At 67.8% G+C, this 25612-nt stretch carries 24 protein-coding genes; 14 read left to right on the forward strand and 10 right to left on the reverse strand.

Annotation, left to right across the window (positions count from 1 at the left end; genetic code table 11):
- Positions 1–614, reverse strand: a 614-nt coding sequence (locus VFT73_RS11765; protein ID WP_326411278.1) for a 1-deoxy-D-xylulose-5-phosphate synthase N-terminal domain-containing protein, incomplete at its 3' end; no start/stop codon positions are given.
- 42 nt (positions 615–656) lie between these two features.
- A complete protein-coding gene (locus VFT73_RS11770) occupies positions 657–1121 on the reverse strand; it encodes a Fur family transcriptional regulator (protein ID WP_326411280.1) in 465 nt (154 codons plus the stop codon).
- A 166-nt stretch (positions 1122–1287) separates the two neighbouring features.
- Between VFT73_RS11770 and VFT73_RS11775 the strand changes: the two genes are divergently transcribed.
- On the forward strand, positions 1288–1827 hold the full coding sequence (locus tag VFT73_RS11775; RefSeq protein WP_326411282.1) for a PEPxxWA-CTERM sorting domain-containing protein: 540 nt from the start codon (positions 1288–1290) through the stop codon (positions 1825–1827).
- A 167-nt stretch (positions 1828–1994) separates the two neighbouring features.
- Here VFT73_RS11775 and VFT73_RS11780 read toward each other — a convergent pair whose 3' ends face one another.
- The gene (locus tag VFT73_RS11780) at positions 1995–2363 is read right to left on the reverse strand and encodes a MerC domain-containing protein (protein ID WP_326411284.1); all 369 of its coding nucleotides are present in this window, start codon (positions 2361–2363) and stop codon (positions 1995–1997) included.
- Between the two features lie 110 nt (positions 2364–2473).
- Here VFT73_RS11780 and VFT73_RS11785 point away from each other — a divergent pair, with 110 nt between their 5' ends.
- The 3 genes from VFT73_RS11785 to VFT73_RS11795 are packed head-to-tail and all read left to right on the forward strand — an operon-like array spanning position 2474 to position 4107.
- On the forward strand, positions 2474–3481 hold the full coding sequence (locus VFT73_RS11785; protein ID WP_326411286.1) for a COX15/CtaA family protein: 1008 nt from the start codon (positions 2474–2476) through the stop codon (positions 3479–3481).
- Positions 3478–3780: a divalent-cation tolerance protein CutA gene (gene cutA / locus VFT73_RS11790; protein WP_326411288.1), complete on the forward strand. Its 303-nt coding sequence runs from the start codon at positions 3478–3480 to the stop codon at positions 3778–3780. The genes VFT73_RS11785 and cutA overlap by 4 nt, the downstream gene beginning before the upstream one ends.
- A gap of 60 nt (positions 3781–3840) precedes the next feature.
- Positions 3841–4107, forward strand: a complete 267-nt coding sequence (locus VFT73_RS11795; RefSeq protein WP_326411290.1) for a hypothetical protein — start codon at positions 3841–3843, stop codon at positions 4105–4107.
- Between the two features lie 162 nt (positions 4108–4269).
- Here VFT73_RS11795 and VFT73_RS11800 read toward each other — a convergent pair whose 3' ends face one another.
- The 5 genes from VFT73_RS11800 to VFT73_RS11820 form a co-directional block, all read right to left on the reverse strand.
- The gene (locus tag VFT73_RS11800; RefSeq protein ID WP_326411292.1) at positions 4270–5211 is read right to left on the reverse strand and encodes a glucokinase; all 942 of its coding nucleotides are present in this window, start codon (positions 5209–5211) and stop codon (positions 4270–4272) included.
- Positions 5211–7913 carry an adenylate/guanylate cyclase domain-containing protein gene (locus VFT73_RS11805; protein ID WP_326411295.1) on the reverse strand — a complete coding sequence of 901 codons (2703 nt, stop codon included), beginning with the start codon at positions 7911–7913 and terminating at the stop codon, positions 5211–5213. The genes VFT73_RS11800 and VFT73_RS11805 overlap by 1 nt, the downstream gene beginning before the upstream one ends.
- 3 nt (positions 7914–7916) lie before the next feature.
- Entirely contained in the window at positions 7917–9695 is a 1779-nt protein-coding gene (locus tag VFT73_RS11810; protein ID WP_326411297.1) for an MBL fold metallo-hydrolase, read from the reverse strand.
- Positions 9696–9825: 130 nt separating this feature from the next.
- Positions 9826–10374 carry a hypothetical protein gene (locus tag VFT73_RS11815; protein WP_326411299.1) on the reverse strand — a complete coding sequence of 183 codons (549 nt, stop codon included), beginning with the start codon at positions 10372–10374 and terminating at the stop codon, positions 9826–9828.
- A gap of 56 nt (positions 10375–10430) precedes the next feature.
- Positions 10431–12542, reverse strand: a complete 2112-nt coding sequence (locus VFT73_RS11820; protein ID WP_326411302.1) for a ComEC/Rec2 family competence protein — start codon at positions 12540–12542, stop codon at positions 10431–10433.
- 57 nt (positions 12543–12599) lie between these two features.
- On the opposite strand from VFT73_RS11820, the gene gltX reads away from it, so the two are divergent.
- Genes gltX through VFT73_RS11835 form a run of 3 tightly spaced genes read left to right on the forward strand, consistent with a single transcriptional unit; the run spans position 12600 to position 15832 of the window.
- Positions 12600–14045, forward strand: coding sequence for a glutamate--tRNA ligase (gene gltX / locus VFT73_RS11825; RefSeq protein ID WP_326411304.1), 1446 nt, complete (start codon positions 12600–12602; stop codon positions 14043–14045).
- A 4-nt stretch (positions 14046–14049) separates the two neighbouring features.
- The gene (locus VFT73_RS11830) at positions 14050–15333 is read left to right on the forward strand and encodes a citrate synthase (RefSeq protein WP_326411307.1); all 1284 of its coding nucleotides are present in this window, start codon (positions 14050–14052) and stop codon (positions 15331–15333) included.
- The gene (locus tag VFT73_RS11835) at positions 15311–15832 is read left to right on the forward strand and encodes a DUF3833 family protein (RefSeq protein WP_326411309.1); all 522 of its coding nucleotides are present in this window, start codon (positions 15311–15313) and stop codon (positions 15830–15832) included. The genes VFT73_RS11830 and VFT73_RS11835 overlap by 23 nt, the downstream gene beginning before the upstream one ends.
- Here VFT73_RS11835 and VFT73_RS11840 read toward each other — a convergent pair.
- Both VFT73_RS11840 and VFT73_RS11845 read right to left on the reverse strand, forming a co-directional pair.
- Positions 15829–17148, reverse strand: coding sequence for a HAMP domain-containing sensor histidine kinase (locus VFT73_RS11840; protein WP_326411312.1), 1320 nt, complete (start codon positions 17146–17148; stop codon positions 15829–15831). The genes VFT73_RS11835 and VFT73_RS11840 overlap by 4 nt on opposite strands.
- Complete coding sequence (locus tag VFT73_RS11845) at positions 17145–18221, reverse strand: DUF2336 domain-containing protein (protein ID WP_326411314.1); 1077 nt, start codon at positions 18219–18221, stop codon at positions 17145–17147. The genes VFT73_RS11840 and VFT73_RS11845 overlap by 4 nt, the downstream gene beginning before the upstream one ends.
- A gap of 83 nt (positions 18222–18304) precedes the next feature.
- On the opposite strand from VFT73_RS11845, the gene VFT73_RS11850 reads away from it, so the two are divergent.
- The 7 genes from VFT73_RS11850 (at position 18305) to VFT73_RS11880 (ending at position 25537) form a co-directional block, all read left to right on the forward strand.
- Positions 18305–19750 (forward strand): ABC transporter substrate-binding protein, encoded by a 1446-nt coding sequence (locus tag VFT73_RS11850; protein WP_326411316.1) that lies wholly within the window; start codon positions 18305–18307, stop codon positions 19748–19750.
- Between the two features lie 34 nt (positions 19751–19784).
- Positions 19785–21176, forward strand: coding sequence for a succinylglutamate-semialdehyde dehydrogenase (astD, locus tag VFT73_RS11855; RefSeq protein ID WP_326411318.1), 1392 nt, complete (start codon positions 19785–19787; stop codon positions 21174–21176).
- A gap of 165 nt (positions 21177–21341) precedes the next feature.
- On the forward strand, positions 21342–22103 hold the full coding sequence (cobA, locus tag VFT73_RS11860; protein ID WP_326411321.1) for a uroporphyrinogen-III C-methyltransferase: 762 nt from the start codon (positions 21342–21344) through the stop codon (positions 22101–22103).
- Complete coding sequence (locus tag VFT73_RS11865; protein WP_326411323.1) at positions 22100–22396, forward strand: DUF2849 domain-containing protein; 297 nt, start codon at positions 22100–22102, stop codon at positions 22394–22396. The genes cobA and VFT73_RS11865 overlap by 4 nt, the downstream gene beginning before the upstream one ends.
- A 243-nt stretch (positions 22397–22639) precedes the next feature.
- Positions 22640–24274 (forward strand): nitrite/sulfite reductase, encoded by a 1635-nt coding sequence (locus tag VFT73_RS11870; RefSeq protein ID WP_326411326.1) that lies wholly within the window; start codon positions 22640–22642, stop codon positions 24272–24274.
- A gap of 101 nt (positions 24275–24375) precedes the next feature.
- Complete coding sequence (locus VFT73_RS11875; RefSeq protein WP_326411328.1) at positions 24376–24792, forward strand: DUF934 domain-containing protein; 417 nt, start codon at positions 24376–24378, stop codon at positions 24790–24792.
- Positions 24785–25537, forward strand: coding sequence for a phosphoadenylyl-sulfate reductase (locus VFT73_RS11880; RefSeq protein ID WP_326411331.1), 753 nt, complete (start codon positions 24785–24787; stop codon positions 25535–25537). The genes VFT73_RS11875 and VFT73_RS11880 overlap by 8 nt, the downstream gene beginning before the upstream one ends.
- Positions 25538–25612: the final 75 nt, after the last annotated feature.

The following is a 25612-nucleotide window of genomic DNA, read 5'->3' on the forward strand; positions in this document are numbered from 1 at the left end:
ATATATTCGTGGCTCGAGATCAGCCGCGCCAGATAGGCGGACAAGCCTCCTACCGGCGGCGCGATCGACATGTCGTTGTCGTTCAGGATCACGATCAGGCGATTGCCGGCGTCGCGGGCGTTGTTCATCGCCTCATAGGCCTTGCCGGCGGACATCGAGCCGTCGCCGATCACCGCGATCGCCTTGGCCGGCCTGCCGGTGATATTGTTCGCGATAGCAAAGCCGAGCGCGGCCGAGATCGAGGTCGACGAATGTGCGGCGCCAAACGGGTCGTATTCGCTTTCCTGACGCTTGGTGACACCGGAAAGGCCGCCTCCCTGGCGCAGCGTGCGGATGCGGTCGCGGCGGCCGGTCAGGATCTTGTGCGGATAGGCCTGATGGCCGACGTCCCAGATCAGCCGATCATTCGGCGTGTCGAAGACATAGTGCAGCGCCACCGTCAGCTCGACGACGCCGAGCCCGGCGCCGAGATGGCCGCCGGTAACGGAGACGGCCGACACCGTCTCCGCGCGCAGCTCATCGGCAAGCTGGCGCAGCTGCTCCGGCTCCAGCTTTCGCAAGTCTGACGGAAGATGAACCGAATCGAGCAGCGGCGTGTCGGGCAAGTCGGACATTCGGCGTTCCTTACCCGCTGTTTCCGCGGGATGAAATGCTTGTCAGCTTTCGGCGCAGTCGGAGCAGCGGCCGTGGACCTCGATCACCGGCCGCTCCGGCGCGAAGCCCGCCTTCGCCGCGGCGCCGCGCACGTTGGACGAGATCGAATCGTCGTCGATATGCGTCGTCTGTCCGCAGCTGTCGCAGACCAGGAAGATGCAGTCGTGCAGGCAATCGGGATGTTCGTTCGTCACATAGGCGTTCGCGCTTTCGACGCGCCGCACAAGGTTCGCGCCGACGAACACATCGAGAATGCGGTAGACGCTGTTGGCGGCGACGCGCCGGCCCTGCCGCTTCGAGACTTCCTCGGCGATGTCGTAGGCGGACGCCGGCCGATCGAAGCCGTTCAACGTCTCGAACACGCTCTGGCGCATCGCGGTCCATTGCTCGCCCGCGCGTTCCAGCGCGTGGCGCGCCGCCGAGACCAGATCGTCGCCGGCATGATGCGCATGATGATGGGCACCCATGACGAATAGGTAGGCTCGCGCGACGAAGACGGCAAGCTGCGGCGCCGGTCGCGGGTGCAAACATGCTCGTCGCGCGGTGGGGGCCGGCCGGGCCGGCGATGGTTAACGGCCCGCCCGCTTCGGCCCGGCGCCGCAGCAATCCGCTTTCACATCACATGGGGTTTTCATGCGCTATCTTCTTCGTCTGCTCGCCGCGACGGCGTGCCTTGCCGGTGCCCAGCAGGCTTCGGCCGCGGTCGTCACCCGGAATTTCCAGATCACCGCGTTCGGCTTTGAATCGGGCGCGCCGGTCTCGGCCGTGTCGGGCAAGTTCAGCTACACCTATAACGACGCCGCGTTCATCACGCCGCCGGCGGCGGTGGCGCTGTCCGACTTCAACGTTCCGTACGCGGGAACGGCGCTGTTCTCGTTCAACAAGGGCAACGACGTACTGATCACCGGCACCAATATCGGCTTCGTGAACTACACCGTCTCACCGAATACGCCGGGTTTCGGCTTCTTCCTGCAGCATCCCGGCACGACGCCGCAGATCAGCAGCCTCGTCTATTCGGCCGGCCTCGGCGCGCTTTACCACGCCAGCCGCATCAATGTGGTCGATCTGGATGCCGTGCCGGAACCGGCGACCTGGGCGATGATGATTGCCGGTTTCGGGCTGGTCGGCGGCCTCGCGCGCCGGCGCAGCGCCGCGCGTCCGGTCCTCGCCTGATCCGAAAAGCCTCGCCGGCGCGCGTCCTGGGGTGAGAACCCATCCGAGTCATCGGACATATTTATCGTCATCCCGGCCTTGAGCCGGGATCCCGCTTCTTCCTTCTGAAAAGGCAGCGGGACCCCGGCTCAAGGCCGGGTGACGACAGTCAAATATGAGCTCTCAGCCTAGTTGGCGGCGCGCCGGTTGAGGTCGTGGCCGAGCGCCAGGATACCGACGCCCAGCATCGTATAGACCGTCTCCATCGGCCCGTGCGGCATCGACAGCGCGCCGGCCATGACGCCAAGGCCGAGTCCGCCCACCGCCGCGGGCATCGAATAGCCATGCTCGATCGCTCCGCGCACCAGCGCGAAAGTGCCGACCGCGATCGCAAGCGCCAGCCCGATCTCGTGTACCGCCGGATGCACCAGCATCCCGCCGGCGGATGCGAGCAGCGACAGCAGGAACACGCTCGCCACGCAATGCACGAGGCAAAGGCCCGACAGGCCAATGGCCAGCCGGTCGAACGTCCCCGTCCCTGGCAACCGCTCGAGCAAATGCGACTCCTCGTGTCCTCGCCTATATGGCAGAAAGCGGGCTCGGTTACAATATATCATCGGGTGATGAAAGGCTTGTTTCGCTCCTGTGGCCGGAGCAAAGCCGCTCGGTGCCAAGCCGATCCCCCCGCCCCCTCGCCTTATCCTGGTGGCTGCTCGCCGTTGCCGCGCTCGTTTTCCTGATGGTCGTGGTCGGGGGCATTACCCGGCTGACCGAATCCGGGCTGTCGATCACCGAATGGAAGCCGGTGGCGGGGGCGTTGCCGCCGCTGACGCATGCGGATTGGGAGCGGGAGTTCGCGCTCTACAAGGAGACGACGCAGTATCAGGCGCTGAACAGCGCGATGACGCTGGGCGACTTCCAGTTCATCTTCTTCTGGGAGTTCATCCACCGTCTGCTTGGTCGGCTGATCGGCGTCGCCTTTGCGCTGCCGCTGATCTGGTTCGCGGTGAAGCGGCAGATTCCCGAAGGCTATGGCTGGCGGCTGGTTGCGCTGCTCGCGCTCGGCGGGTTGCAGGGTGCGATCGGCTGGTGGATGGTCAAATCCGGGCTCGCCGGCCGGACCGAGGTCAGCCATTATCGGCTCGCCGTCCACCTGATGACGGCGCTGTTCATCTTCGCCGGGCTGATCTGGACTGCGCTGGACCTGCGCGACCTTGCCCGCCATCCGCGCGCCCGGCCCGCGCGGCTGAAACCTCTGGCAGCCGGGATGCTGCTGGTGTTGGCGATCCAGATCCTGCTCGGCGCCTGGACCGCGGGATTGCGCGCGGGACTGGCCGCCAGCGACTGGCCGCTGATGAACGGCCGCTTCTTCCCCGAAGTCTCGCCAAACTGGCCGTGGAACATGGCAAACGATCCGTTCCTGGTGCAGTGGGAGCATCGCTGGTGGGCCTGGGTCGCAGTCGCCGCCCTGGTCGTGCTCGCGCGAATGGCGCGACGCGCCGACCGGCGCGCGAGCATCGCGCTCCACTCCGCGTTCGGCACGCAGATCGTCCTGGGCATCGCGACGATCATGACCGGGGTCGATCTGACCATCGCCGTGCTTCACCAGGCTGTCGCCGCGCTGGTCGTCGCGAGCGCAACCTGGTGCGCGCACGCAGCCGGACGGCGCACATGATCGCGACTGTCTATGCCGTGTTTGCCGACGCCGCAGAGGCCGAGCGGATCGCGGAAACGGTCGTGACGGAAAGGCTCGCTGCCTGCGCCAACATCCTTGCGCCCTGCCGCTCGATCTATCGCTGGCAGGGCGCGGTCGAGCGGGCGGAGGAAGTGCCGGCGCTGTTCAAGACCGCGCAGCCCGACGCTCTGATCGCCCGGATCGCGGCGCTGCACAGCTATGATGTGCCGGCGGCTGTTGCCTGGCCGATCTCGCAGGCGCACACTCCCTACGAAGCGTGGGTCCGCGCGAACAGCTGAGCGGAACGCAGCGCAGGCTCCGCGGGTTTTACAGCTTTGGCAGCCGAAGGGAGGGAACCCATGACCGAAGCCATCCATCCCGCGCTTCCGTTCACCAAGCCCGCGGATACCGCCTCCGGCCGCGTCGTCATCACGCCCGGCGAGGATCATCCGTACAAGGTGGTGTTCAAGCTGGGCGAGCAAATCCTTTCCGAGCATCCGGTGCCGAGCGTGCGCGAAGGCGAGGTGCTGATCCGCCAGCAGCTGGCGCATATCCAGTTCACGACACGCGAGGAACGCCCCGATCCGAAGGCGCCGAAGCGCAAGGAAATCTCCTCGATCCAGTAGAGCCCGCGGCGACAGATTGAGACAATATTAACCATTGCCCGACATAGTTTGGTGACAGCTTCAGTTGATAAGCTGTCTTCGAAGCAGCGATCTCACCCCCCGCTGCTGACATGACTCCCTGAATAGGGCCCCGCTTTCCAACCCCTGGAGCGGGGCCTCTTTTTATGCGCGGTTCGCGGACGCGAATGCAGCGGCGGCGCCGAGCAGGCCCGGCTGCGGATAGGTGATGAGCCGGACCGGCAGCGCCGCCATCTTTGTCTCGAAGCGGCCCTTCGCGACGAAGCGGTCGGCAAAGCCCGATTGCGGCAGATGCGCAGCGAGCCTTAGTCCCAACCCCCCTGCGACCACCACCGCGTCAGCGCCTTGCGCGAGCGCGAGGTCGCCGGCCACGCTGCCCAGCATCGCGCAATATCGGTCGAGCGCGGCCGCCGCTGCTGCATTCTTCCCGGCAACCGCCTGCTGCCATAGCCCGCGATCGTCGAGCGGCGCATCGCCGCCGGTCAGCACCGCGTAAATCTCCGCCAGCCCGGCGCCGCACGCCACACGTTCGGCCGACACGCGGCCATAGCGCTCGCGGAGCCGGGCGAGCAGCCGGTCCTCGACATCGTCGGCGGGTGCAAAGCCGATATGGCCGCCTTCGGTCGCGACCACCTCGCCCCGCACCAGCATCGCGACGCCGAGGCCGGTGCCGGGGCCGACCACGCTGATAACGCCGCCTCGCGGCAGCGGCCGGTCGGGCCCGCAGACGTGCCGGAGCTGGTCGTCGTCGCAGACGGCGACGGCATGCGCGACCGCCGCGAAGTCGTTGACCAGCGTTACCCGCTCGATCCCGAGTTCGGCGGCGAGCATGGTCGGGCGGAGCACCCAGTCATTGTTGGTGAGCTTGACCTCATCGCCTTCTACGGGAGCGGCAACGGCAACGCCGGCAGCGTTCGGGAGCGGGCGGCCGGCACGCTCGCCGAACGCGCGCCACGCTTCGCCCAATCCGGCATAATCGCCGGTCTTCAGAACGGTTTCTGGTCCGAGTGCGATGCCCTCGCCGCTCAACTCCGCGACGGCGAACCGAGCGTGCGTGCCGCCGATATCGACTGCGACGACGTCCACTATTTCGCGTTCAGGGACCAGACGCCGTCCCAATCCTCGCGTGGCGGCACCTTCGCGAATTGCTCGCAGCGGCTGATGTACATGGCTGAGGGGCCGTCGCCCGGCACCGCCTTGCACGCCTCCGCGAAGGCGCGTTTCGCATCGCCCCAGCAGCGGTTGCGATAAGCGTCGAGGCCGCGGCCGTAATACCCCAGCATGTCGTCCAGCGCGCCGTTCAGCCGCTCCCGGCAATGTTCGAGCGATTCGTGAACGGCGACCGGGAAATCCTTGCCCTTGACGCGAATCAGGTCGACTTCGCGCGTCAGGAACGGCCGCGTCAGCCGGTCGCGCGTGAACTCCGAGAACAGGATGTGCGTGCCGTAGAATTTGTTCGCGCCTTCCAGGCGCGACGCCAAATTCACGCTGTCGCCGATGACAGTGTATTCCATCCGCTTCGACGAGCCGATGTTGCCGACGATCACGTCGCCGGTGCTGACCCCCAGCCCGACGTCGAGCGGCGGCCTGCCGTCCTTCGCCCGCCGCGCGTTCAACTCGCCCAAACACAGCAGCATGTTGTTGGCGGCCGCAAGCGCATTGTCCGCATCGCTCGGCCCCACGAACGGCGCGCCGAACAACGCCATCATCGCATCGCCGATATATTTGTCGAGGATGCCGCCATTCTCCAGAATGACGTCGACCATCTCGGTGAAATACTCGTTGAGCATCGCGACCGTCTGGCGCGCGCCGATCGCCTCTGCGATGGTGGTGAAGCCGCGCACGTCGGAGAACAGGATCGACACCATCTGGTCGCGCCCGCCGAGCACGTCCTCGCCCGCCTGCAGCAGCTGGTCGGCCACTTCCTTCGACATATAGCGCGCCATCGTCGAGCGGACACGCTTTTCGGCGGTGATGTCCTCCATCACCAGCATCGATCCGATCCGCTGCTCGGCAGCGTCGATCAGCGGCGCGGCGGAGAGGTTGACCGAGGCCGGCACGTCGGTCGCGCGGACGATCTCTGCATCGACGGCAAGCTGCGTCTCCCCCGCCCGGGCGGCGCGGCGAAGCTTGTCGACGATCCACCGGTTCTCGCCCGCGAACACCTCTGCGGCCGGCTTGCCGGCGAGGCTCTCGCGCACGCCAAGGATTTCGAGCGCGGCGGTGTTGGCGGTGACGATCCGACCTTCCGCGTCCAGTGTCACGAAGCCGTTCGACGTGCTTTCGAGGATGCTCTCGTTATAGTTCTTCATGCTCAGCACGTCGTCGAACAGCTTGGCATTCTCCAGGCTGACCGCGATCTGGGCGGAGAAGGCGCGCAGCCGCGCCTCGTCCTTTTCGGAAAAACCGCCCGCCCCTTTCTTGTTCAGCACCTGCGTGACGCCGATCCGCCCGCCATGCTTGTTCACGATCGGCTGGCACAGGATGCTGCGCGTGCGGAAGCCGGTCTGGAGGTCGACGCTCTGGTCGAACCGGTCGTCGCTGTACGGATCGGCAATATTCTCCGCCTTGCCGGTCGTGAACACCGCGCCCGCAATGCCACGATTGGCCGGCAGGCGGATTTCGGTGATCGAATCCCCCTCCGCGAACACCGAATACAACTCGTCGGTCTTCGGATCGTGCAGGAACAGCGTCGACCGCTCCGCATTCAGCAACTCGGTCGTCGCCGTCATGATCCGCGCGATCAGCACGTCGAGCTGCAGCTCGCCCGCCAGGTCGTGGCTGATCTCCAGGATCTGCTGCTCCTCGCGCAGCGAATCGAGCATGTGCTGGAAGCCATGGAAGATGTCGGCGTATTCGTCGGTGGAGAAGACTTCGAGCCGGACTTCATTTAACCGCCCACTTTCGACCAGCCGCATGTCGTCGATCAGCCGCATCGCGGAGCGCGAGACGTCGCGCGCGGTCAGCAGCGCCATCATCACCGAGCCGAGGCCGCAGGCAAGCACGACGCCGATGATCCAGGCGTAGAAGGGCCACATCATGTCGCCGGTCGTGGTCACGCCGACCTGCGCGAACATGCGCTGGACCTTGAACACCATCGAGGCGGCGAAGAAGATCAGCGGCAGGGTCGTGACGAAAATAGCGAGGTAGAGCAATTTGCTCTTCAGACGGACCGAGATCAGGCCCTGCCGATATTCCTGCGGCAGGACGCCGCCGAGCGCCCGGCTGAACCGCACGATCACCGGCTCCATCGCCCGGCTGACCGCGAAATACTCGAAGATCGCGTGGGTAGGCGAAGCGAAGAACAAGGTCGTCGCCCCGAACGCCAGCATCTGCCAGTCCGCGAATTGAGCGTCGAGCAGCCAGTCGGCGGAGCCGGTCACGACGAACACCAGCACCGTCACCAACGGTCCGTGCAGGAAGGTCACGCGCAGGAACGAGAAATAGGGCAGGTTCAGCGCGCGCACGAGGCCGTTCGCCAGCAGCGGTTCGGTCGCGGCGCCCGCCTGCTGCGCGCGCATCGCATCGACGATCGGCGCCGCGTGCCGGCGCAACAGCCACACGTCCGGCAAGTTGTAGAGCGCCACCGCGACCGGCAGCATCGAGAACAGGATCGCCCATTGATAGCCGGTGACTTCCAGCCCCAGGAACACCAGCGCCAGCGAGATCACGACCGCCGCCGCGCAGCCGCCCTGGTAGATCCAGATCAGCCGCCACAGCAGCGCGCGGCCGTCATCGCCTTCGCCTTCCCTGGCGCGTCCGAACAGGCTTGGGCTGAGCGCATTCATCCGTCAGGCGGCCTTCGCGTTCCTGCCGCAGATTTCCGCCTCCACCGCGGCCGCCACGTCCTTCAGCAGCGCGACCTCGTCGGCCGACAGGTTCCGCGGCCGCACGTCGAGGATGCACAAGGTGCCGATCCTCTTGCCTTCGGGCGAATGGATCAGCGCGCCGGCATAGAAGCGGATACGGGGACCTTCCGAAACCATCGGATTGTCGCGGAAGCGATCGTCCTGCAGCGCATCGGGGACGATCAGCGTGTCGCCGGCGGCGATCGCATGCGCGCAGAAGCTCGTTTCCCGCGCGCTTTCGCAGACATCGGTGCCGAAGCACGACTTGAACCATTGCCGGTCCTCGTCGATCAGGCTGACCAGCGAGATCGGCACCCTGAACAAAGCCGAGGCAATGCGCGTGTGCCGATCGAACCGCTCCTCCGGCGGCGTGTCGAGCAGGCCGAGCCGGTGGAGCGCCGCGATCCGCTCCGCCTCATCGTCGGGCATCGCCGGGCGCGCCCAGTGACATTCGGCGCGCATCAGCCAGGTGCGGATGCGGGTGCGCGCATATTCGACCGACCAGGGCTCCTCCAGCCGGTCGGCATAGCCGCGATCGGCCGCGCCCGATCCGCCGAGCAGCACGAAATGCGACTCGCCAGGATTGCCGGGCGACTCCAGCCGGCTGGGGACGAACGGCTGCATATCCGTTCCGTCTTCGACGAGCACCAGCGACGGCCGGCGCCCGTTCAGCGAAGCCGCCGCCTGTTCCAGGCTTTCGGCGCGCACCAGCCGCACCGGCTCCGCGGCGACCGCGCGGCCGATCCGCTCCGCGACGGAATCGCTCGGCGCGATCAGCAGCACCAGCGCCTGCTCCTGCGACGAATCGGTTCGGATCGCGCTTTCCAGATTGGGCATCGCCGCGGGATGGGCGGTGCCGTCCTCCTGGCCGATGCTGATCTCCAGCCCCTCGAACGCGGCGATCACCTGCGGCTTGCCGGTGCCGATCTCGGCGCGGACGCGGGCCAGGATCGCGTCGACCTCGTCGTCGGTGCGGCTCGGATCGTAATGGGTCAGCGCCAGCTGGTCCGCGCCCGCCGCACGGCCGATCGCGACCGCATATTCGACGGTGCTGTGCCCCCAGCCCTGTTTCGCCGGATATTCGTCCGCCAGATATTGCGCGTCGTGGATGACCAGGTCGACGCCGGCCATGAACTCGGCATGGGCCAGGTCCTCGCCGTGGATCATGCCCTCGCCCACCGCCAGCTCGCGCGAATGCGGCTCATGGTCGCAGGCATAGGCGATGCTGGCGCCGTCCCCTTCGATGCGGAAGGCGAGCGTCAGCGCCGGGTGGTTCAGGTAGCGGGTGCGGATCGTCAGGTCGTCGATCGTGAAGCAGCCCTCGCCCAGATTATGGTAGCGGACATTGGCGCCGAACGCCTCGGGCGTGACGGGGAAGTAGGTGTACTCCATCTGCCCGGCCAGCGTGTCCTTCAGCGACTCGCCGAAACCCTGGGGCGCGTAGATGTCCCAGCTGTGGCCGGGCACGAACAGCGGCGCGAAGAAAGGGATGCCCTGGATATGGTCCCAATGCGTGTGGCTGATCAGCACATGGCCGCGCGAGGGCGTGCCTTCGCCCATGATCGCCTGGCCGAGCGCATGCGCGCCGGTGCCGCAGTCGATCACCACGCGCGTGCCCCTGGCCGAGCGCAGCTCTACGCACGACGTGTTGCCGCCGAAGCGGACGGTGGTCGGTCCCGGCTTCGCCAGCGAACCGCGCGTTCCCCAGAATCGTATCCTCAACGCGACGCCCCCTGCAGTGCGGCGGCAATTGTGCGGCCTTTGGGGGAGACTGTCTAGCGACTTGGTGAGGGGCGGCGGGATCCGATCCCTCTCCTGTGGGAGAGGTGGCTCTTACGTCTGCAAGGGGTGGTTAGCGGACAGCCTTCACTGAGGTGAGTAGCGCGCGCAGTGTTTGTTCCGGGCTAGCTGCACCTCGCTTGGCAAGGACTTCATCAGGAACCTCTAAGGCGGCGATGCGTCCCTCTAGAGCATTAAGTGCACGAAGCGCGCAGTTTTCGTATGATCTTGGCTTGGAGCGGATCGCCGCAGCTCGCAGCAAATATATCGATCCATTAGGCGCCATAAACGCATCAAACATGCATTTTCCGGATTTGAACACCCGTAAGTCCCGCGCTGAAAGCGATGGATATTCCTGATAAACCTCATTGAAGTGTACCAACACAGGGCAGGGTTTGGAGCCCATCAGCTTAACACTCCAGCCACTTCTCTCGAACAGCGTTTGTAGTTCGCGCATTTCAGGCGCTTCCGCCATACAGACTTCGTTCTCCGGAATCTTTGCGCGCGAAATGCTGAGTGGCACGAAGTCATCAGATGTGGCCGGTTGCGCCGAGGACGTCTCGTCTTGACAAGAGATTGTCAGGCCACAACTCAAAATGAGGGCGATGATTCGGTGGATCATGTTGCAACCTAAGTCGACCATGCAATGTCCGCAATTGGTCGAACGCCGACAGGCAATCAACGCCACGGCCTCTTTGATGCGCGTGCAACCCACGGGTGCTGGTCGCCGGCCATCTTCGTGACCCGCACCGTCGGCTCCTCGCCGAACACGATCGCCACGCCGCCCGTTCGCTCCAGCATCGGCTTGTCGAGCTTAAACCAGCGGGGGCGGCAGGTGCGCGGCAGGCGGCGGTCGCTGATGGCGATGTCGGCGGCGGCGCAGGCGCGGTTCAGGGCGGCGATAGGGGTCAGGTAGGCGCTGCGGGTGGCGAGGAGGTGCCAGTCGCGGCCGTCGGCGCGGATCGTCGCGCGGCAGGTGTCGGCGGTGCAGGCGGCGCCGGGCAGGTCGTCGAGATCGGCGAGTTCGTCGTCGATGCCGGCGGCTTCGGAGAGCATGTCGCGGACGAAGTCCTTCGCTCTTGGACGGAGCAGCGCGTAGCTGCCGTCGGCGCCGCGCAGCGCAAGGTGGCGGCCATCGCCGGTGACGAGCAGGTCCGGTGCCGGAACGGCGAGCGCCCAGGCCGCGCCGGCGGCGAACGGCAGCGCGCCCAGCCAGCGCAGGCGCGTGCGCCACAGGCATACCCAGAATCCCCCGGCGAGGATCAGCGCGAAGGCGCCGCGTGGGACGCCGGGCAGCAGCGCGACGGCTCCGGGCGCGTTGCCGGCGGCGTGCGCGATCCAGAGCAGCAGCGCGATCGCCTTGCCGGTCGCCCACCAGAAGGGCGCGCCGAGCCCGATCAGGTCGAACAGCAGCGCCAGCACTTCGAGCGGCATCACGACGAAGGTCGTGACCGGGATCGCGACGATGTTGGCGAGCGCGCCGTAAAGCCCCTCGCGGTGGAAGTGGAACAGCGCAATCGGCGCCAGCGCGAGCTCGACCGCGATGCCGCTCAGCAGCAGCGCGGCGGCGTTGCGGCCGAGGCGGAACAGCGGCCCTTCCTCGCGCGCGGCGGTGAAGGCGCGCATTCGCGGATGCTCGTGCAGCGCGATGATCGCGACCACGGCGGCGAAGCTCAGCTGGAAGCTTGGGCCGATCAGCGCTTCCGGCCAGACCAGCAGCACGACCAGCGCGCCCGCCGCGACCAGCCGCAAGGTCAGCGCCTCGCGCCCGATCACGAGGCCCGCCAGCACCAGCAAGGCCGCCACTAACGCGCGGACGGTCGGCACCTCGGCGCCGCTGATAAAGGTGTAGGCGATCCCGGTCAGCGCCCCCACCCCCGCCGCGATCAGCATCAGCGGCCAGCGCAGCGCGAGCGCGGGACTCAGCGCCAGCAGCCTCAATGTCAGCAGCATCGCTGCTCCGACCGCAGCGGTGATGTGCAGGCCGCTGACCGACAGCAGGTGGGCAAGGCCTGAGCGGCGCATCGCGTCGGCATCGGCTTCGCCGACATTGCCCTGGTCGCCCGTCACCAGCGCGACGGCGATGCCGGCGCCCTTGGCCGGGAGCGCATCGCGGATGTGCTTGCCGATCCGTTCCCTCACCGAGCCGCCGTCAGGTGCGGCCGTCAGCCGCTCGACCGGCGCGAACGCTTTGCCGGTCGCGCCGAGCTGCCGGAACCAGGCGGTGATCGCGAAGTCGTAGCCGCCGGGCAGCGATGCGGTCGGCGGCGGCACCAGCCGGGCGCGCAGCCGCAGCCGGTCGCCGCGCGCCAGCCCTGCCGGCGCGTCGGCATTGGCGATGTTGACTCGGATGCGCGGCGGCAGCTTCGGCGCGCCGATCGGACGAAGAACCACGCGCACGCTGTCCTTGGCCGCCAATTGCTGCACGCGCTCGACGTCCGCATCGAAGGCGGCGACTGTGGGGCGAGTCAGCACCGGCGCCGCGACCCATTCCGCCTTGGCCCAGGCGAGGGCGCAGCCGCCCGCGATCGCGAGGCCGGCGACCAGCAGCGCGAATCCGGCCCGCCTGGCAAGCCCGACCGCCACTCCGCCGAGGGCCAGCCCCAATGCCGCCGCGATCAGCGCCGTCCAGCTCGGCCGGTCCGGCAGCACGAACCAGCCGGCGATGCCGAGTCCCAGCATCACCGGCAGCCACAAGGGTAGCTGGTCGCGCTCCGCCTCCAGCCAGGCTTCGATCCGGTCGATCGCTCCGCCCAGCCGCCCCCCTCTTCCGCGCGGGGCAAAGTACATGCTAGGGGCGCCGGCACCTGAGTTCATGGTCCACCGCAGCGTAGGGAGCATAAGCGCTTGAGCGCAAGCAGCGTCGTTACCCGTTTTGCCCCCTCGCCGACCGGCTTCCTGCACATCGGCGGCGCGCGGACCGCCCTGTTCAACCTGCTGTTCGCGCGTCATCACGGAGGCAAATTCCTGCTGCGCATCGAGGACACCGACAAGGCGCGCTCCACCCAGGAAGCGATCGACGCGATCCTGGACGGCATGGCCTGGCTCGACCTGCACTGGGACGGCGAGGCGGTGTTCCAGTCGCAGCGTGTCGCGCGGCACGTCGAGGTGGCGGAGGCGATGCTGGCGAGCGGCCACGCCTATCGCTGCTACGCGACTCCCGAAGAGCTGGCCGAGCTGCGCGAGCAGCAGCGCGCGGCGAAGCAGCCGCTCCGCTATGACGGCCGCTGGCGCGACCGCACCGACTGGCCTGCGGACGTGCCCTACGCCGTGCGCCTTAAGGCGCCGCGCGACGGCGAGACGGTGATCGACGATCTCGTCCAGGGCCGCGTCACCGTCCAGAACAGCGAGCTGGACGACATGATCCTGCTCCGCTCCGACGGCACGCCGACCTATATGCTCGCGGTGGTCGTCGACGATCACGACATGGGCGTGACGCACGTGATCCGCGGCGACGATCATCTGAACAACGCCTTCCGCCAGCTCGGCATCATCAAGGCGATGGGCTGGCCGGAGCCCGCCTATGCGCATATCCCGCTGATCCACGGATCGGACGGCGCCAAGCTGTCCAAGCGCCACGGAGCTCTGGGCGTCGACGCCTATCGCGACGAGCTCGGCATGCTGCCGGAGGCGGTGAACAACTATCTGCTCCGGCTCGGCTGGGGGCATGGCGATGCCGAGATCATCTCGCGCGACCAGGCGATCGAGTGGTTCGACATCGGCGGCGTGGGACGCTCCCCTTCCCGCTTCGACCTCAAGAAGCTGGAAAATCTGAACGGCCATTACCTGCGCGAAGCGGACGACGAGCGGCTGGCCGGCCTTGTCGGCCCGCGTGTGGCAGAGCTGATCGGCCGTGCGCTGTCGGCCGACGAGCAGGCGCTGCTGGTCCGCGCGATGCCGGAGCTGAAGCCGCGTGCGAAGACGCTGGACGAAATCGCGGACGGCGCGACCTTCCTGTTCGCTCCGCGCCCGCTCGCTCTCGACGACAAGGCTGCGGCGCTGCTACAAGGCGACGCGCCAACGCTCCTGGGGAAAGCCCACGACGCGCTCGCGGCCGTTTCCGACTGGGCGGCCGGGCCGATCGAAGAAGCGGTGCGGCAGGTTGCGGAGGAGGCCGGGATAGGTCTCGGAAAGGTCGCGCAACCGTTGCGCGCCGCGCTTACGGGCCGGACGACCTCTCCGGGCATATTCGACGTGCTGGTGTTGCTGGGCCGCGAGGAATCGCTGGCGCGCTTGGCGGACGTTGCGCAAGGAAACAGGGGCAGCGCCGAGGCGCAGATGATCAAGGAGTAACGATATGGGTGACATGGCAAAGCTGGCGCTCGGCGGAAAAGAAACGGAATTCCCGGTCCTGCAGGGATCGGTCGGCCCCGAAGTGGTCGATATCCGCAAACTCTATGCGCAGACGGGGGCCTTCACCTATGATCCGGGCTTCACCTCGACCGCCAGTTGCCAGTCCAAGATCACCTATATCGACGGCGATCAGGGCGTGCTGCTGCATCGCGGCTATCCGATCAGACAGCTCGCCGAACAGTCGAGCTTCATGGAAGTCTGCTATCTGCTGCTGAACGGCGAGCTGCCGAAGCAGGACGAGCTGGCGACGTTCAGCCGCACGATCAGCCGCCACACCATGCTGCACGAGCAGCTGACGACCTTCCTGCGCGGCTTCCGGCGCGACGCGCACCCGATGGCGATCATGTGCGGCATCGTCGGCGCGCTTTCCGCCTTCTATCACGATTCCACCGACATCACCGATCCGCAGCAGCGGATGATCGCCAGCCACCGGCTGATCGCGAAGATGCCGACGATCGCCGCAATGGCGTACAAATATTCGGTCGGCCAGCCGATCCTGTATCCGGACAATTCGCTCAGCTACTCGGCCAATTTCCTGCGCATGACGTTCGGGGTGCCGGCCGAGCCGTACGAAGTCGATCCCGCGGTCGAAAAGGCGATGGACCGCATCTTCATCCTGCACGCCGATCATGAGCAGAACGCGTCGACCTCGACGGTGCGGCTGGCCGGATCGTCGGGCGCGAACCCGTTCGCCTGCATCGCCGCCGGCATCGCCTGCCTGTGGGGCCCCGCGCACGGCGGCGCAAACGAAGCGGCGCTCAACATGCTGCGCGAGATCGGGACGCCGGACCGCATCCCGCACTATATCGAACGCGCGAAGGACAAGGACGACCCGTTCCGCCTGATGGGCTTCGGCCACCGCGTCTACAAGAACTACGACCCGCGCGCGACAGTGATGCAGAAGACAGTGCGCGAGGTGTTCAACGCGCTGAAGGTCACCGATCCGGTGTTCGAGGTTGCGCTGCAGCTCGAGGAAATGGCGCTGAACGATTCCTACTTCATCGAGAAGAAGCTGTTCCCGAACGTCGACTTCTATTCGGGCGTGATCCTGTCGGCGATCGGCTTCCCGACGTCGATGTTCACCGCCCTGTTCGCGCTCGCCCGCACGGTCGGCTGGATCGCGCAGTGGAACGAGATGATCACCGATCCCGACCAGAAGATCGGCCGTCCGCGCCAGCTCTACACGGGCCCCACCCAGCGCGACTATGTTCCGATCGACCGGCGCTAGAGCCGGCCTTCTCGGCCTGGTTGCGCTGGCCGGCTGTTCGGCCAGGCAACCGGGCGAGGAGCTGGCGCGGCCGCAGCCGGTCTTCGACGTGGCCGCGTTCTTCGCCGGCCGAACGCACGGCGACGCGACGCTGAAGATCATCTTCAAGGACCCGGAACCGGTCCGCGTCGAAGGGCTGGGCCGCGCGGCCGCAGACGGCACGCTGGTCCTCGATCAGGTCGTCAAGAGGGGCAACCGGCCGCCGGAAAAACGCCAATGGCGGTTCCGGCCGCTCGGCGGCAACCGCTACACCGGCACGCTGACCGACGCCACCGGCCCGGTCTCCGGCGACGTGCAGGGCAACATGCTGCACCTGCGCTACCGGATGAAAGACGGCGTCACTGCCGAGCAGTGGATTTACCTGCAGCCGGGCGGACGCACGGCGCTGAACCGGATGCGGCTGACCAAGCTGGGGATCACCGTCGGCCACCTCGACGAGACGATCCGCAAACTCGATTAGGCGAGCGGCAGGCTCAGGATGAAGCGGGCGCCCTGACCCGGCGCGCTATCGACGGCGATCTCGCCGCCCATCGCGCGAGCGAGCCGGCGGGCGATGTAGAGGCCAAGGCCGCTGCCGGCGCCGTCGGCGGGATCGATCCGGGTGAATTTCTCGAAAATCCGCTGATGATCGCCGGGCGCGATGCCGGGACCCTGATCCGCGACCACCAGCACGGCGTGGCCGTCCTGCGCCTCGGCCCGCAGCCACACCGACGCACCGTCCGGCGAGTGGCGGACCGCGTTGCCGATCAGGTTGACGAGGATCTGGGTCACGCGCCCATCGTCGCCGGACGCGAACAGCGTCTCGTCCGCGGCGGGCGCGTCGATGCGGATGCCGCGTTCGGACGCGCGGACCTTCAGCAGGCCGGCGGCCCGGCGGCCGAGTTCGGTCAGGTCGATCCGTTCGGTGCGCGGGCGGAAGTCCTCGCGCTCGATCGCCTGCAGGTCGACCAGGTCGCCGATCACGCCCAGCAGGTGCCGCCCGGCGCTGGCGATGTCGTTCGCATATTCGGCATAGTCGCGGCGGATCGGACCGTCCTTTTGCGCGCCGATATTCTCCGCCTGCTCGATGATCTGCGACAGCGGCCCGCGCAGCGCCTTTTCCAGCCGCGCGCCGAACGCGTCGACGACCGGCTCCTGAGGCTCCGCGGGCGCCGGCTCGCCGTCGAGCCGGAAGGCGTTGCCGCGATAGCCGGCGAAGCGTCCGCCGCCGTCCATCAGCGGCAGCCCGGTCAGCCGGACGCGCTCGCCGGATGCGCGGACCACCGCTTCCTGCCCCTCGAAACGGGCGCGAGTCGCCAGCGCTTCGAGGATCGCGAGACCCTCGCCGGTGTCGACGAACTGGAAGATCCGGCCGAACGGCTGACCGACCATCGCTTCGCTGCCATCCGCACCGATCGACGTGATCTTCAGAGACGGGTCGGTTTCCCAGAGCCAGTCGCCGCGCGACCGCATGAAATCATAGACGCGTTCGCCGCCGTCGTCGCCAGCGCGCGAGGGCCGCCGCGCCCAGCCACCGACCGACAGGGCGACGCCCTCGTCATCGGGCTTCGCCTCGACCCAGAGATCGAGATCGTCGCTGCCTTCGGCCGCGATCACGCAGCGCGAGACGAGAATGCCGAGCCGCTGCGCCAGCCGCGCCATCGTCGCGATCTGCGGAACCGCGACCGGCTGCCCCAGCGCAGAGCCTGCGGATTCCTGCAGCCGCTGCAGCGGCAGCTCTGCCTCGACCAGCCGGCCGTCGCGGTCGACGCGTCCATAGGCGAGCGCGCCGCTCATTTCTGCCGCCGCTCCCGCCCGATATCGGCGATCGCGTGCCGGAATGCCTTGTCGAGCCGCCATGGACGGACGGCGTCGTGCGCGGCCGCGAGTTCGAGATCCAGAAAGTCGTTCACCCGCTCCTCGAGCTTGGCTTCGGAGAGGCGGTTTATCGCGGCCATCTGCAGCAGGATAGGGGCCGCAACCTGCGTCGAGGCTTCGACCGCACGCAGCAGCACGGCAAGCGCGCCAATTCCGGGATCGGCGGCAAGCATGAACGCCGGCGCAAAGTCGATGCGCGCGCGGACGGCAAGCAACGCAACGAACAGGCTGAAGCGGCCGGCGCGGAACAGCTCGAAAAGCAGCGATTCGTCACCGTTCAGCGCGATCGCGACGCGCATCGCTGCGGCTTCGAGCGTCTGCCCCTCGTCATGCGCCGCCAGACGGTTCGCGACGACGGCGGAAATTGCCTCGTCGCGGGCGCCGGCGTCGAGAGTCGTCGACCGCTCCAGATAATCGCGCAGCGCCGCGGCTGCCCACCAGAGCAGCCGGTGCAGCAGGTCGGCCGGCAGGTCCGCGATCGTCACATGGGGTTCGCCGTGGCTGCCCGTGCGGCGATTCTCGGCCAGCTGGAGCGCCGCCTCGATCTCGGGCGCGACGGCGAGATGCACGATCGGCGTGGGTTCCGGGTTGATCTGGGCGACGCGGCGAATCGCCTGGGCGATGCGGTGCTCCTCGGCGCGGGCGAGCAGCAGCGCCACCAGCTCGCGGTCGCGAAGCACGCCCGCGCGATCGAAGATCGGCCGGACGATCGGGATCCGCGCAACGCCCAGCACCGGCGGCGCGGCCTCGCCCAGCCGCGCGATCAGGCCGGCGCGAAGATCGTGATCGACCTCGGTGACGAGCGCGTCGAGCATGTTCGCCATCGCCGCGCGCTGGCTGTCCGTAGGGCGAACAAAATCGGGCAGGAACAGATCGTTGAGCGCCGCCGTCAGCCGCGCATCGGCATGGCGCGCGACCTGGGCCGCCTCGGCCAGCAGCCGATCGGGTCCCGTGGGCGCAGCTTCACCGCCATCGCGCGCAGTCAGAGCCATTCCCAACAACTTAGCCATCACCGGTAAAAGACGCATTAAGGCAACGCTTGGCCTTGGCGCGTTGCGGCCATAGAGGTTTGCCGATGAGGCGATGGCTCCTTCCCCTGCTGTTGCTGGCGGCCTGCAGCCGGTCGGACGACCAGGGGCCGATCCGCGTCAGCGTGATCGGCGGCCCGCCGACGATGGTCGATCCCAGCCGCAAGCAGCCAGACGCGACCCAACGCGTGCTGCTCGGCGCAGTCGCCGAAACGCTGGTCGCCTATGACGAGGAAGCGCAGATCGGCCCGGCGCTTGCGCAGCGCTGGATCGTCACCAGCGACGGGCTGAGCGCGATCTTTCGTCTGCGCCCGGCGATCTGGCCCAACGGGAAGAGCGTCACGTCCGAGGAAGTGGCGCGGCGGGCGCGAGGCATCATCACGCCCAACAGCCGCAACCCGCTGCGCGACGCATTCGATTCGATCGAGGAGATCAACCCGACCACGCCGGACGTGATCGAATTCCGCTTGACCGTGCCGCGGCCGCCTTTGTTCGAGCTGCTCGCCCAGCCCGAGGCCAGCATATTGTCGCGCGCGATGGGGGGAACGGGGCCGTATCAGCCCGGCAAGCGCGTCGGCAGCACGGTCGCGCTGACCCAGCGCGTCAAGCCGCCGGAAGAATCGAAGGAACCGCCGCTGCCCGACATCAGCCTGACCGGCGAACGCGCGGCACTCGCGGTCGCGCGGTTCATCCAAGGGGGCAGCGACCTGGTGCTGGGCGGCACCTATCGCGACTGGCCGCTGGTCCAGGTGGCACAGCCGCCGAACCGCACGATCCGCATCGATCCGGCGGAGGGACTGTTCGGACTGTCTGTCCTGAAGTCGCGCGGCTGGCTCGCCGATCCGGAAATGCGGCAGGTGCTCGGCATGGCGATCGACCGCGACGCCCTGCTCGACGCGTTCAAGGCGCCCGGGTGGCTCGGCGCGTTGCCGATCCTGCCGCAGCGCTATCGCTCCGCGACCGATCCCGCGTTTCCGCCCTGGGCGGCATTCGACATCGCCGGCCGCATCGCCGAAGCGCAGCGCCGCGTCCAAGCCTGGCGCGCGACCGATCCCGAGCCGCTGCAGGTGCGCCTCTATCTGCCGCCGTCGCCGGGCAACACGCTGCTTTACGGCCGGCTGGCGGCGGACTGGCGGCGCGTCGGCATCGAGACGGTGCGCGTCACGAAACCGTCGCAATCCGATCTGGCGATCGTCGACGAGGTCGCGCCGGCGGGCAGCGCGCTCTGGTATCTCGACACGGTTGCCTGTCCGTCGGCGGACGCCTGTTCGGACGAAGCGCTCGACGCGCTCGAAGGCGCGCGCAATGCCCAGTCGCTGCTCGACCGCAGCGTGCAGCTGGCCACCGCCGACCGGGTGCTGGCGAATTCCGGCCTCTACATACCGCTGACGCGACCGCTGCGCTGGTCGCTGGCGTCTCCGCGCCTCAACCAGTTCAAGGAGAACGCGCGCGCATGGCACCCCCTCACGCACCTCCGTCGCGCGGGGCGCTAGACTCCGGGGGAGAAAGGGCTGTTAAGCGGATTTCATGACCATGCTGATTTCTCATGAACCCGCGACCGGCGCCGAACTGTGGCGCGCGCCGGTCGGCGATGCGGAGACCGAAGTCGCCGCTGCCCGCGCCGCTTTCCCCGATTGGGCGCGGCGGCCGCTGGACGAGCGGATCGCGGTGCTGCGCCGCTTCGCGGATCTCGCGCGCGAGCGGAAGGAGCTGTTCGCCGACCTGATCGCGCGCGAGACGGGGAAGCCGCTGTGGGAAGCGCGGACCGAAATCGATGCGGTCGTCAACAAGGTCGAAATCTCGATCCGCGCGCATCAGGAGCGGATCGGCACGCGCGACCTCGGCGCCGGCGCGCATCTGCGGCACAAGCCGCACGGCGTGCTGGCGGTGCTGGGGCCCTACAATTTCCCTGCCCATCTGCCGAACGGGCACATGGTGCCGGCGCTGCTGGCGGGGAACGCAGTGGTGTTCAAGCCGTCGGAGAAAACGCCGGCGAGCGGCGAGATGCTGATCCGGCTGTATCGCGAGGCCGGCGTGTCCGACGGCGTCGCGCGGCTGCTGATCGGCGGGCCGGCCGAGGGTCGCGCGCTGTCGGCACATCAGGATATCGACGGGCTGCTGTTCACCGGCTCCGCGCGCACCGGCCTCGCGCTCAACCGGCAGTTCGCCGACACGCCGGAGAAGATCCTGGCGCTGGAAATGGGCGGCAACAATCCGATCCTGGTCTGGAATGCGGCCGATGCGGCCGCCGCCGCAGCGCTGATCGTGCAATCCGCCTATATGACCGCGGGCCAGCGCTGCACCGCCGCGCGGCGGCTGATCGTGCAGGACGGCGCGGAGGGGCCGCTGCTGCGCGCGCTGGAGGGGCTGATCGACCGCCTGATCCTGGGCGCGCCGCACGACGAGCCGGCGCCGTTCATGGGGCCCGTAATCGACAACGACGCCGCCGACGCGCTGATCGAGGCGTTCCTGTCGCTGGTCGAGCGCGGCGGACGGGTGATCCACCCGCTCGACCGCCCCGACGCCAATCGCCCGTTCGTCACGCCTGCACTGATCGATGTGACCGACGTGCCGGACCGGCCCGACGCGGAGCTGTTCGGCCCGGTGCTGCAGCTGGTGCGCGTGCCCGACTTCGACGCCGCGATCGCCGAGGCGAACGACACCCGCTATGGCCTCTCCGCCTCGCTGATCGGCGGCGACCAGGCGCTGTTCGACCGCTTCTGGGCGGGCGCGCGCGCCGGCATCGTCAACTGGAACCGGCCGACCAACGGCGCCTCCTCGGCTGCCCCGTTCGGCGGTATCGGCCTCAGCGGCAACCACCGGCCGAGCGCCTATTACGCGGCGGACTATGTCGCCTATCCGGTCGTGTCGACCGAGGTGGACAAGGCGGAGGCGAGCATAACGGTGGGATTGCGTTAACGCGTCACCCCGGACTTGATCCGGGGTCCACCTTCTCTCGTTCGGCGGGAAAGAAAGGTGGATGCCGGATCAAGTCCGGCATGACGAAGCTGGAGAAAGCCACGCTAAACCCCGCACAAGCATCCTTGCTTTGTCGCGCGCGCCGGACCGGCCCATCTGCGGGGCATGGAACACGGCCATGTCTATCTTGTGGGCGCAGGCCCGGGCGATCCCGGGCTGCTGACGCTGCGCGCGGCGGAGCTGCTTCGTTCGGCGGACCTGATCGTTCATGACGGACTCGTCGATCCGCGCATCCTGGAGCTGAGCGCGGCGCCGCGCATCTCGGTCGCCAAGCAGCGCAGCCGCCACACGCTTGCGCAGCACGCGATCAACCTGCTGCTGGTCGAGGAAGCGCTCGCGGGGCGCAAGGTCGTGCGGCTGAAGGGTGGCGACCCCTTCATCTTCGGTCGCGGCGGCGAGGAAGCGGAGGCGTGCCGCGCAGCTGGCGTGGCGGTCGAAGTCGTGCCCGGCGTCAGTGCGGCGCTGGGCTGCGCCGCGGAAGCGATGCTGCCGCTCACGCACCGCGACGTGTCGAGCGCGGTCAGTTTCGTCGCCGGCCAGTGCAAGGGGCTCGCCGACCAGGACTGGTCCGGCCTTGCCGGCAAGGGCCGGACGCTCGTCATCTACATGGGCGTCGCGACCGGCGCCGACATCGCCGAGAAGCTGATCGCCGACGGCGTCTCGCCCGACATGCCGGTCGCGGTGCTGGAGAACGGCACCCGCCCCGGCGCCCGCGCGCTGCGTTCGCTGCTGGCGGACCTGGGCGGGATGCTGGCGCGCGAGACCGTCAAGAGCCCCGCGATCATCGTCGTCGGCGAGGTCGTGGACCGGTCGGATGCGGTCGATTGCCTGGCTCGCTTCGCAGCACATGCGGAGCGGATCGCATGAAGATCCTGACCGGAAACGACCTGCCGAGCGGCGCCGTCATCTGGTGGGCCGGCGACGGCTGGTCGCGCCATGTCGAGGATGCGGCCGATGTCGGCGAGGCAGGCGAGCCGATCCTGACGCGCGAGGAAGGCGCGCGCCGGGTCAACAACGCCTATATCATCGAGGCGGTCGCCACCCCCGAAGGCCCCCGTCCCGCCCACATCAAGGACCGCATCCGCGCGCTCGGCCCCACCGTGCGCCCTGACCTGACGCTGAAGCCCGCCGACCCGAACGCGGGGAGCTGGGTGATATGAGCGTGGTTCACGCGAAGACGCGAAGACGCGAAGGAATTTGGGTTCGCGCGGAGGCGCGGAGGCGCGAAGGGTCCGCACCTTGCCCTTCCGCCGGCGCTCGCCGGCGAAGCATTTCTGAGGCCGAAGGTGAGGTAGAGCCGCTTCGCGGCACCAGAATCTCCGCGTCTCCGCGCCTCCGCGCGAACCAACCTTTCTTCTTCGCGTCTTCGCAGCTTCGCGCGAACCCGATCCGGCACCATCACCATGTATAAGTACGACGTTTACGACCAGGCGATCGTCGATGCCCGCGTCGACGAGTTTCGCGACCAGGTGCGGCGGCGGATCGCCGGCGAGATCACCGAGGATCAGTTCAAGCCGCTGCGGCTGAAGAACGGGCTCTACCTGCAGTTGCACGCCTATATGCTGCGGATCGCGATCCCCTACGGCACGCTGAGCAGCCGCCAGCTGCGGACACTGGCGCACATCGCGCGGACCTACGACCGAGGCTACGCGCATTTCACGACGCGGCAGAACATCCAGTATCACTGGATCAAGCTGGAGCAGGCGCCCGACATTCTCGCCGAGCTCGCGACGGTCGAGATGCACGCGATCCAGACCTCGGGCGAGAGCATCCGCAACATCTCGGCCGATCACTATGCCGGTGCGGCCGCCGACGAGATCGAGGACCCGCGGCCCTGGGCGGAGCTGCTGCGCCAGGCGACCACCTTCCACCCCGAGTTCAGCTACCTGCCGCGCAAGTTCAAGATCGCGGTCATCGCCTCGCCCGCGGATCGCGCGGCGCTGCGCTGGCACGACTTCGCGCTTCGCATCGTGCGGGGCGAGACCGGCGAGACCGGCTTCGAAGTGTTCGCCGGCGGCGGCATGGGCCGGACGCCCTTCATCGCCTATCCGATCCGCGCCTTTCTGCCCGCCGAGCAGATCTTCTCGTACCTGCAGGCCGTGCTCCGCGTCTGGAACCGCCATGCGCGGCGCGACAACATCCACAAGCAGCGGATGAAGATCCTGGTCCATGAGCTGGGCGAGGAAGAGTTCACGAGACAGGTGGAGGAGGAATTCGGGCATATCCTGAAGATCGGCGCCGATTTCCCGCGCGTCGAATATGAGCGGATCGCGGCCCATTTCGCGCTGCCGCCGTTCGAAGCCGGCCTGTCCGACGAGATCGACCGCTCGAACCCCGAATTCGCGCTGTGGGCCGACCGGCAGACCGCCGCGCACAAGGCGCCCGGCCATGCGATCGTCAACATCAGCCTGAAAAGGATCGGCGGCATCGGCGGCGACATCACCGCCGAACAGATGGACGCGGTCGCCGACCTGGCCGAGACCTACAGCTTCGACGAGCTGCGGGTCAGCCACGCGCAGAACCTGGTGCTGCCGCACGTGCGCAAGGCGGACCTCTACACGGTCTGGCAGGCGCTCGACGCCGCCGGGCTGGCCGACGTGAACCTGGACCTCGTCACCGACATCATCGCCTGCCCGGGACTCGACTATTGCAGCCTGGCCAATGCCCGTTCGATCCCGATCGCGCAGAAGATCGCCGAGCGCTTCGCCGATCTCGACCGGCAGCTCGATCTGGGCGAGCTGAAGATCAAGGTCAGCGGCTGCATCAATGCCTGCGGCCACCACCATGCCGGGCATATCGGCATCCTCGGCGTCGACCGGAAAGGCACCGAGAACTACCAGCTGCTGCTCGGCGGATCGGGCGCGGAGGACACCAGCTCGGCCAGGATCACCGGCCCCGGGTTCGACGAGGACGGGATCGTCGATGCGGTCGAACGCGCGGTCGAGCGGTATCGCGAGGTGCGGGCGCCAGGCGAACGCTTCCTCGACACCTACCGCCGCGTCGGGTTCGAGCCGTTCAAGGAGGCGATCTATGGCTGAGCGGGGTCAAAAGAACCCGTTCGTTTCGAGCGAAGTCGAGAAACGACTGGCCCGGCGCTCGCGCTTCTCGACTTCGCTCGAAGCGAACGGAGCTTGGTTCAATGCTTAGATACCGCGACGACGATCCGCACGAGGAGCCGGCAGTCACGCTCGACGCTTTCCTCGAACAACCCGACGCGCACGCGGTGCGGGTCGAGGCGGGCGAGGATGTGCGCAAGCTGATCCCGCATTTCGGCCGGCTGAAGCTGGTCGAGATTTCCTTCCCCCGTTTCCGCGACGGCCGCGGCTATTCGGCAGCGCGTATCCTGCGCGAGAGCGGTTACAGCGGCGAACTTCGCGCCGAAGGCGACGTGCTGGTCGACCAGATACTGTTCATGCGCCGCTGCGGCTTCGACAGCTTCGTGCCGGCTCAGCCGCTCGATGCCCGGCTGGTCGGCGAAGCGCTGAAGCGGTTCCCGTTCGTCTACCAGACCGCTGCCGATGCGGCGGTTCCGGTGTGGAAGCTCCGCCATGGCTAGCGCGGTCCGCAAGCTCGACACGATCGACACCGCGCCGGCCTTCGTTCAGACCGACGCGGACCGGCTGAACGCGCGGTTCGACGGCGTCGGCACCGCCGGAATGCTGCGCGAACTGCTGACGACCGAGCTGAAAGGCCGGACCGCGATCGTGTCGTCGTTTGGTGCGGAATCGGCGGTGCTGCTCCACATGGTCGCGACGATCGACCGAGAGATCCCGTTGATCTTCGTCAACACGCAGAAGATGTTCGGCGAAACCCTCGCCTATCGCGACGCGCTCGCGGAACAGCTCGGCTATACCGACCTGCGGGTGTTCCGGCCCGATCCGTACGATCTGGCTGCCCGCGACAAGACCGGGCTGCGCTGGTCCTACGATCCGGACGGCTGCTGCGAGATCAGGAAAGTCGCGCCGCTGCGACGCGCGCTGGCGCCGTTCGATGCATGGATTTCGGGCCGAAAGGGCTTCCAGGGCAAGGCCCGGGCGGCGCTGCCGCGCTTCGAGATCGACGAGGGCCGATTGAAGCTGAACCCGCTCGCCGACTGGTCGAAGACGGAGCTCGACGGCTATTTCGCCGAGCACAAACTGCCGCGCCATCCGCTGGAGGCGCAAGGCTATCTGTCGATCGGCTGCTCGCCCTGCACCAGCAGGGTCCGTCCCGGCGAGGACCCGCGCGCCGGCCGCTGGCGCGGCTGGGACAAGACCGAATGCGGGATTCACGCCGGCCCCGACGACGAGCCGGTGTTCTAAACAAAAATGAGGGTGACCGGCCGGTCACCCTCATCCTTCCGCCCGGCGATACCGGGCGGGCGTCTCCCTCTTCAT

Source organism: Sphingomonas sp. (assembly GCF_035758555.1).
Taxonomy (GTDB): Bacteria; Pseudomonadota; Alphaproteobacteria; order Sphingomonadales; family Sphingomonadaceae; genus Sphingomonas_B.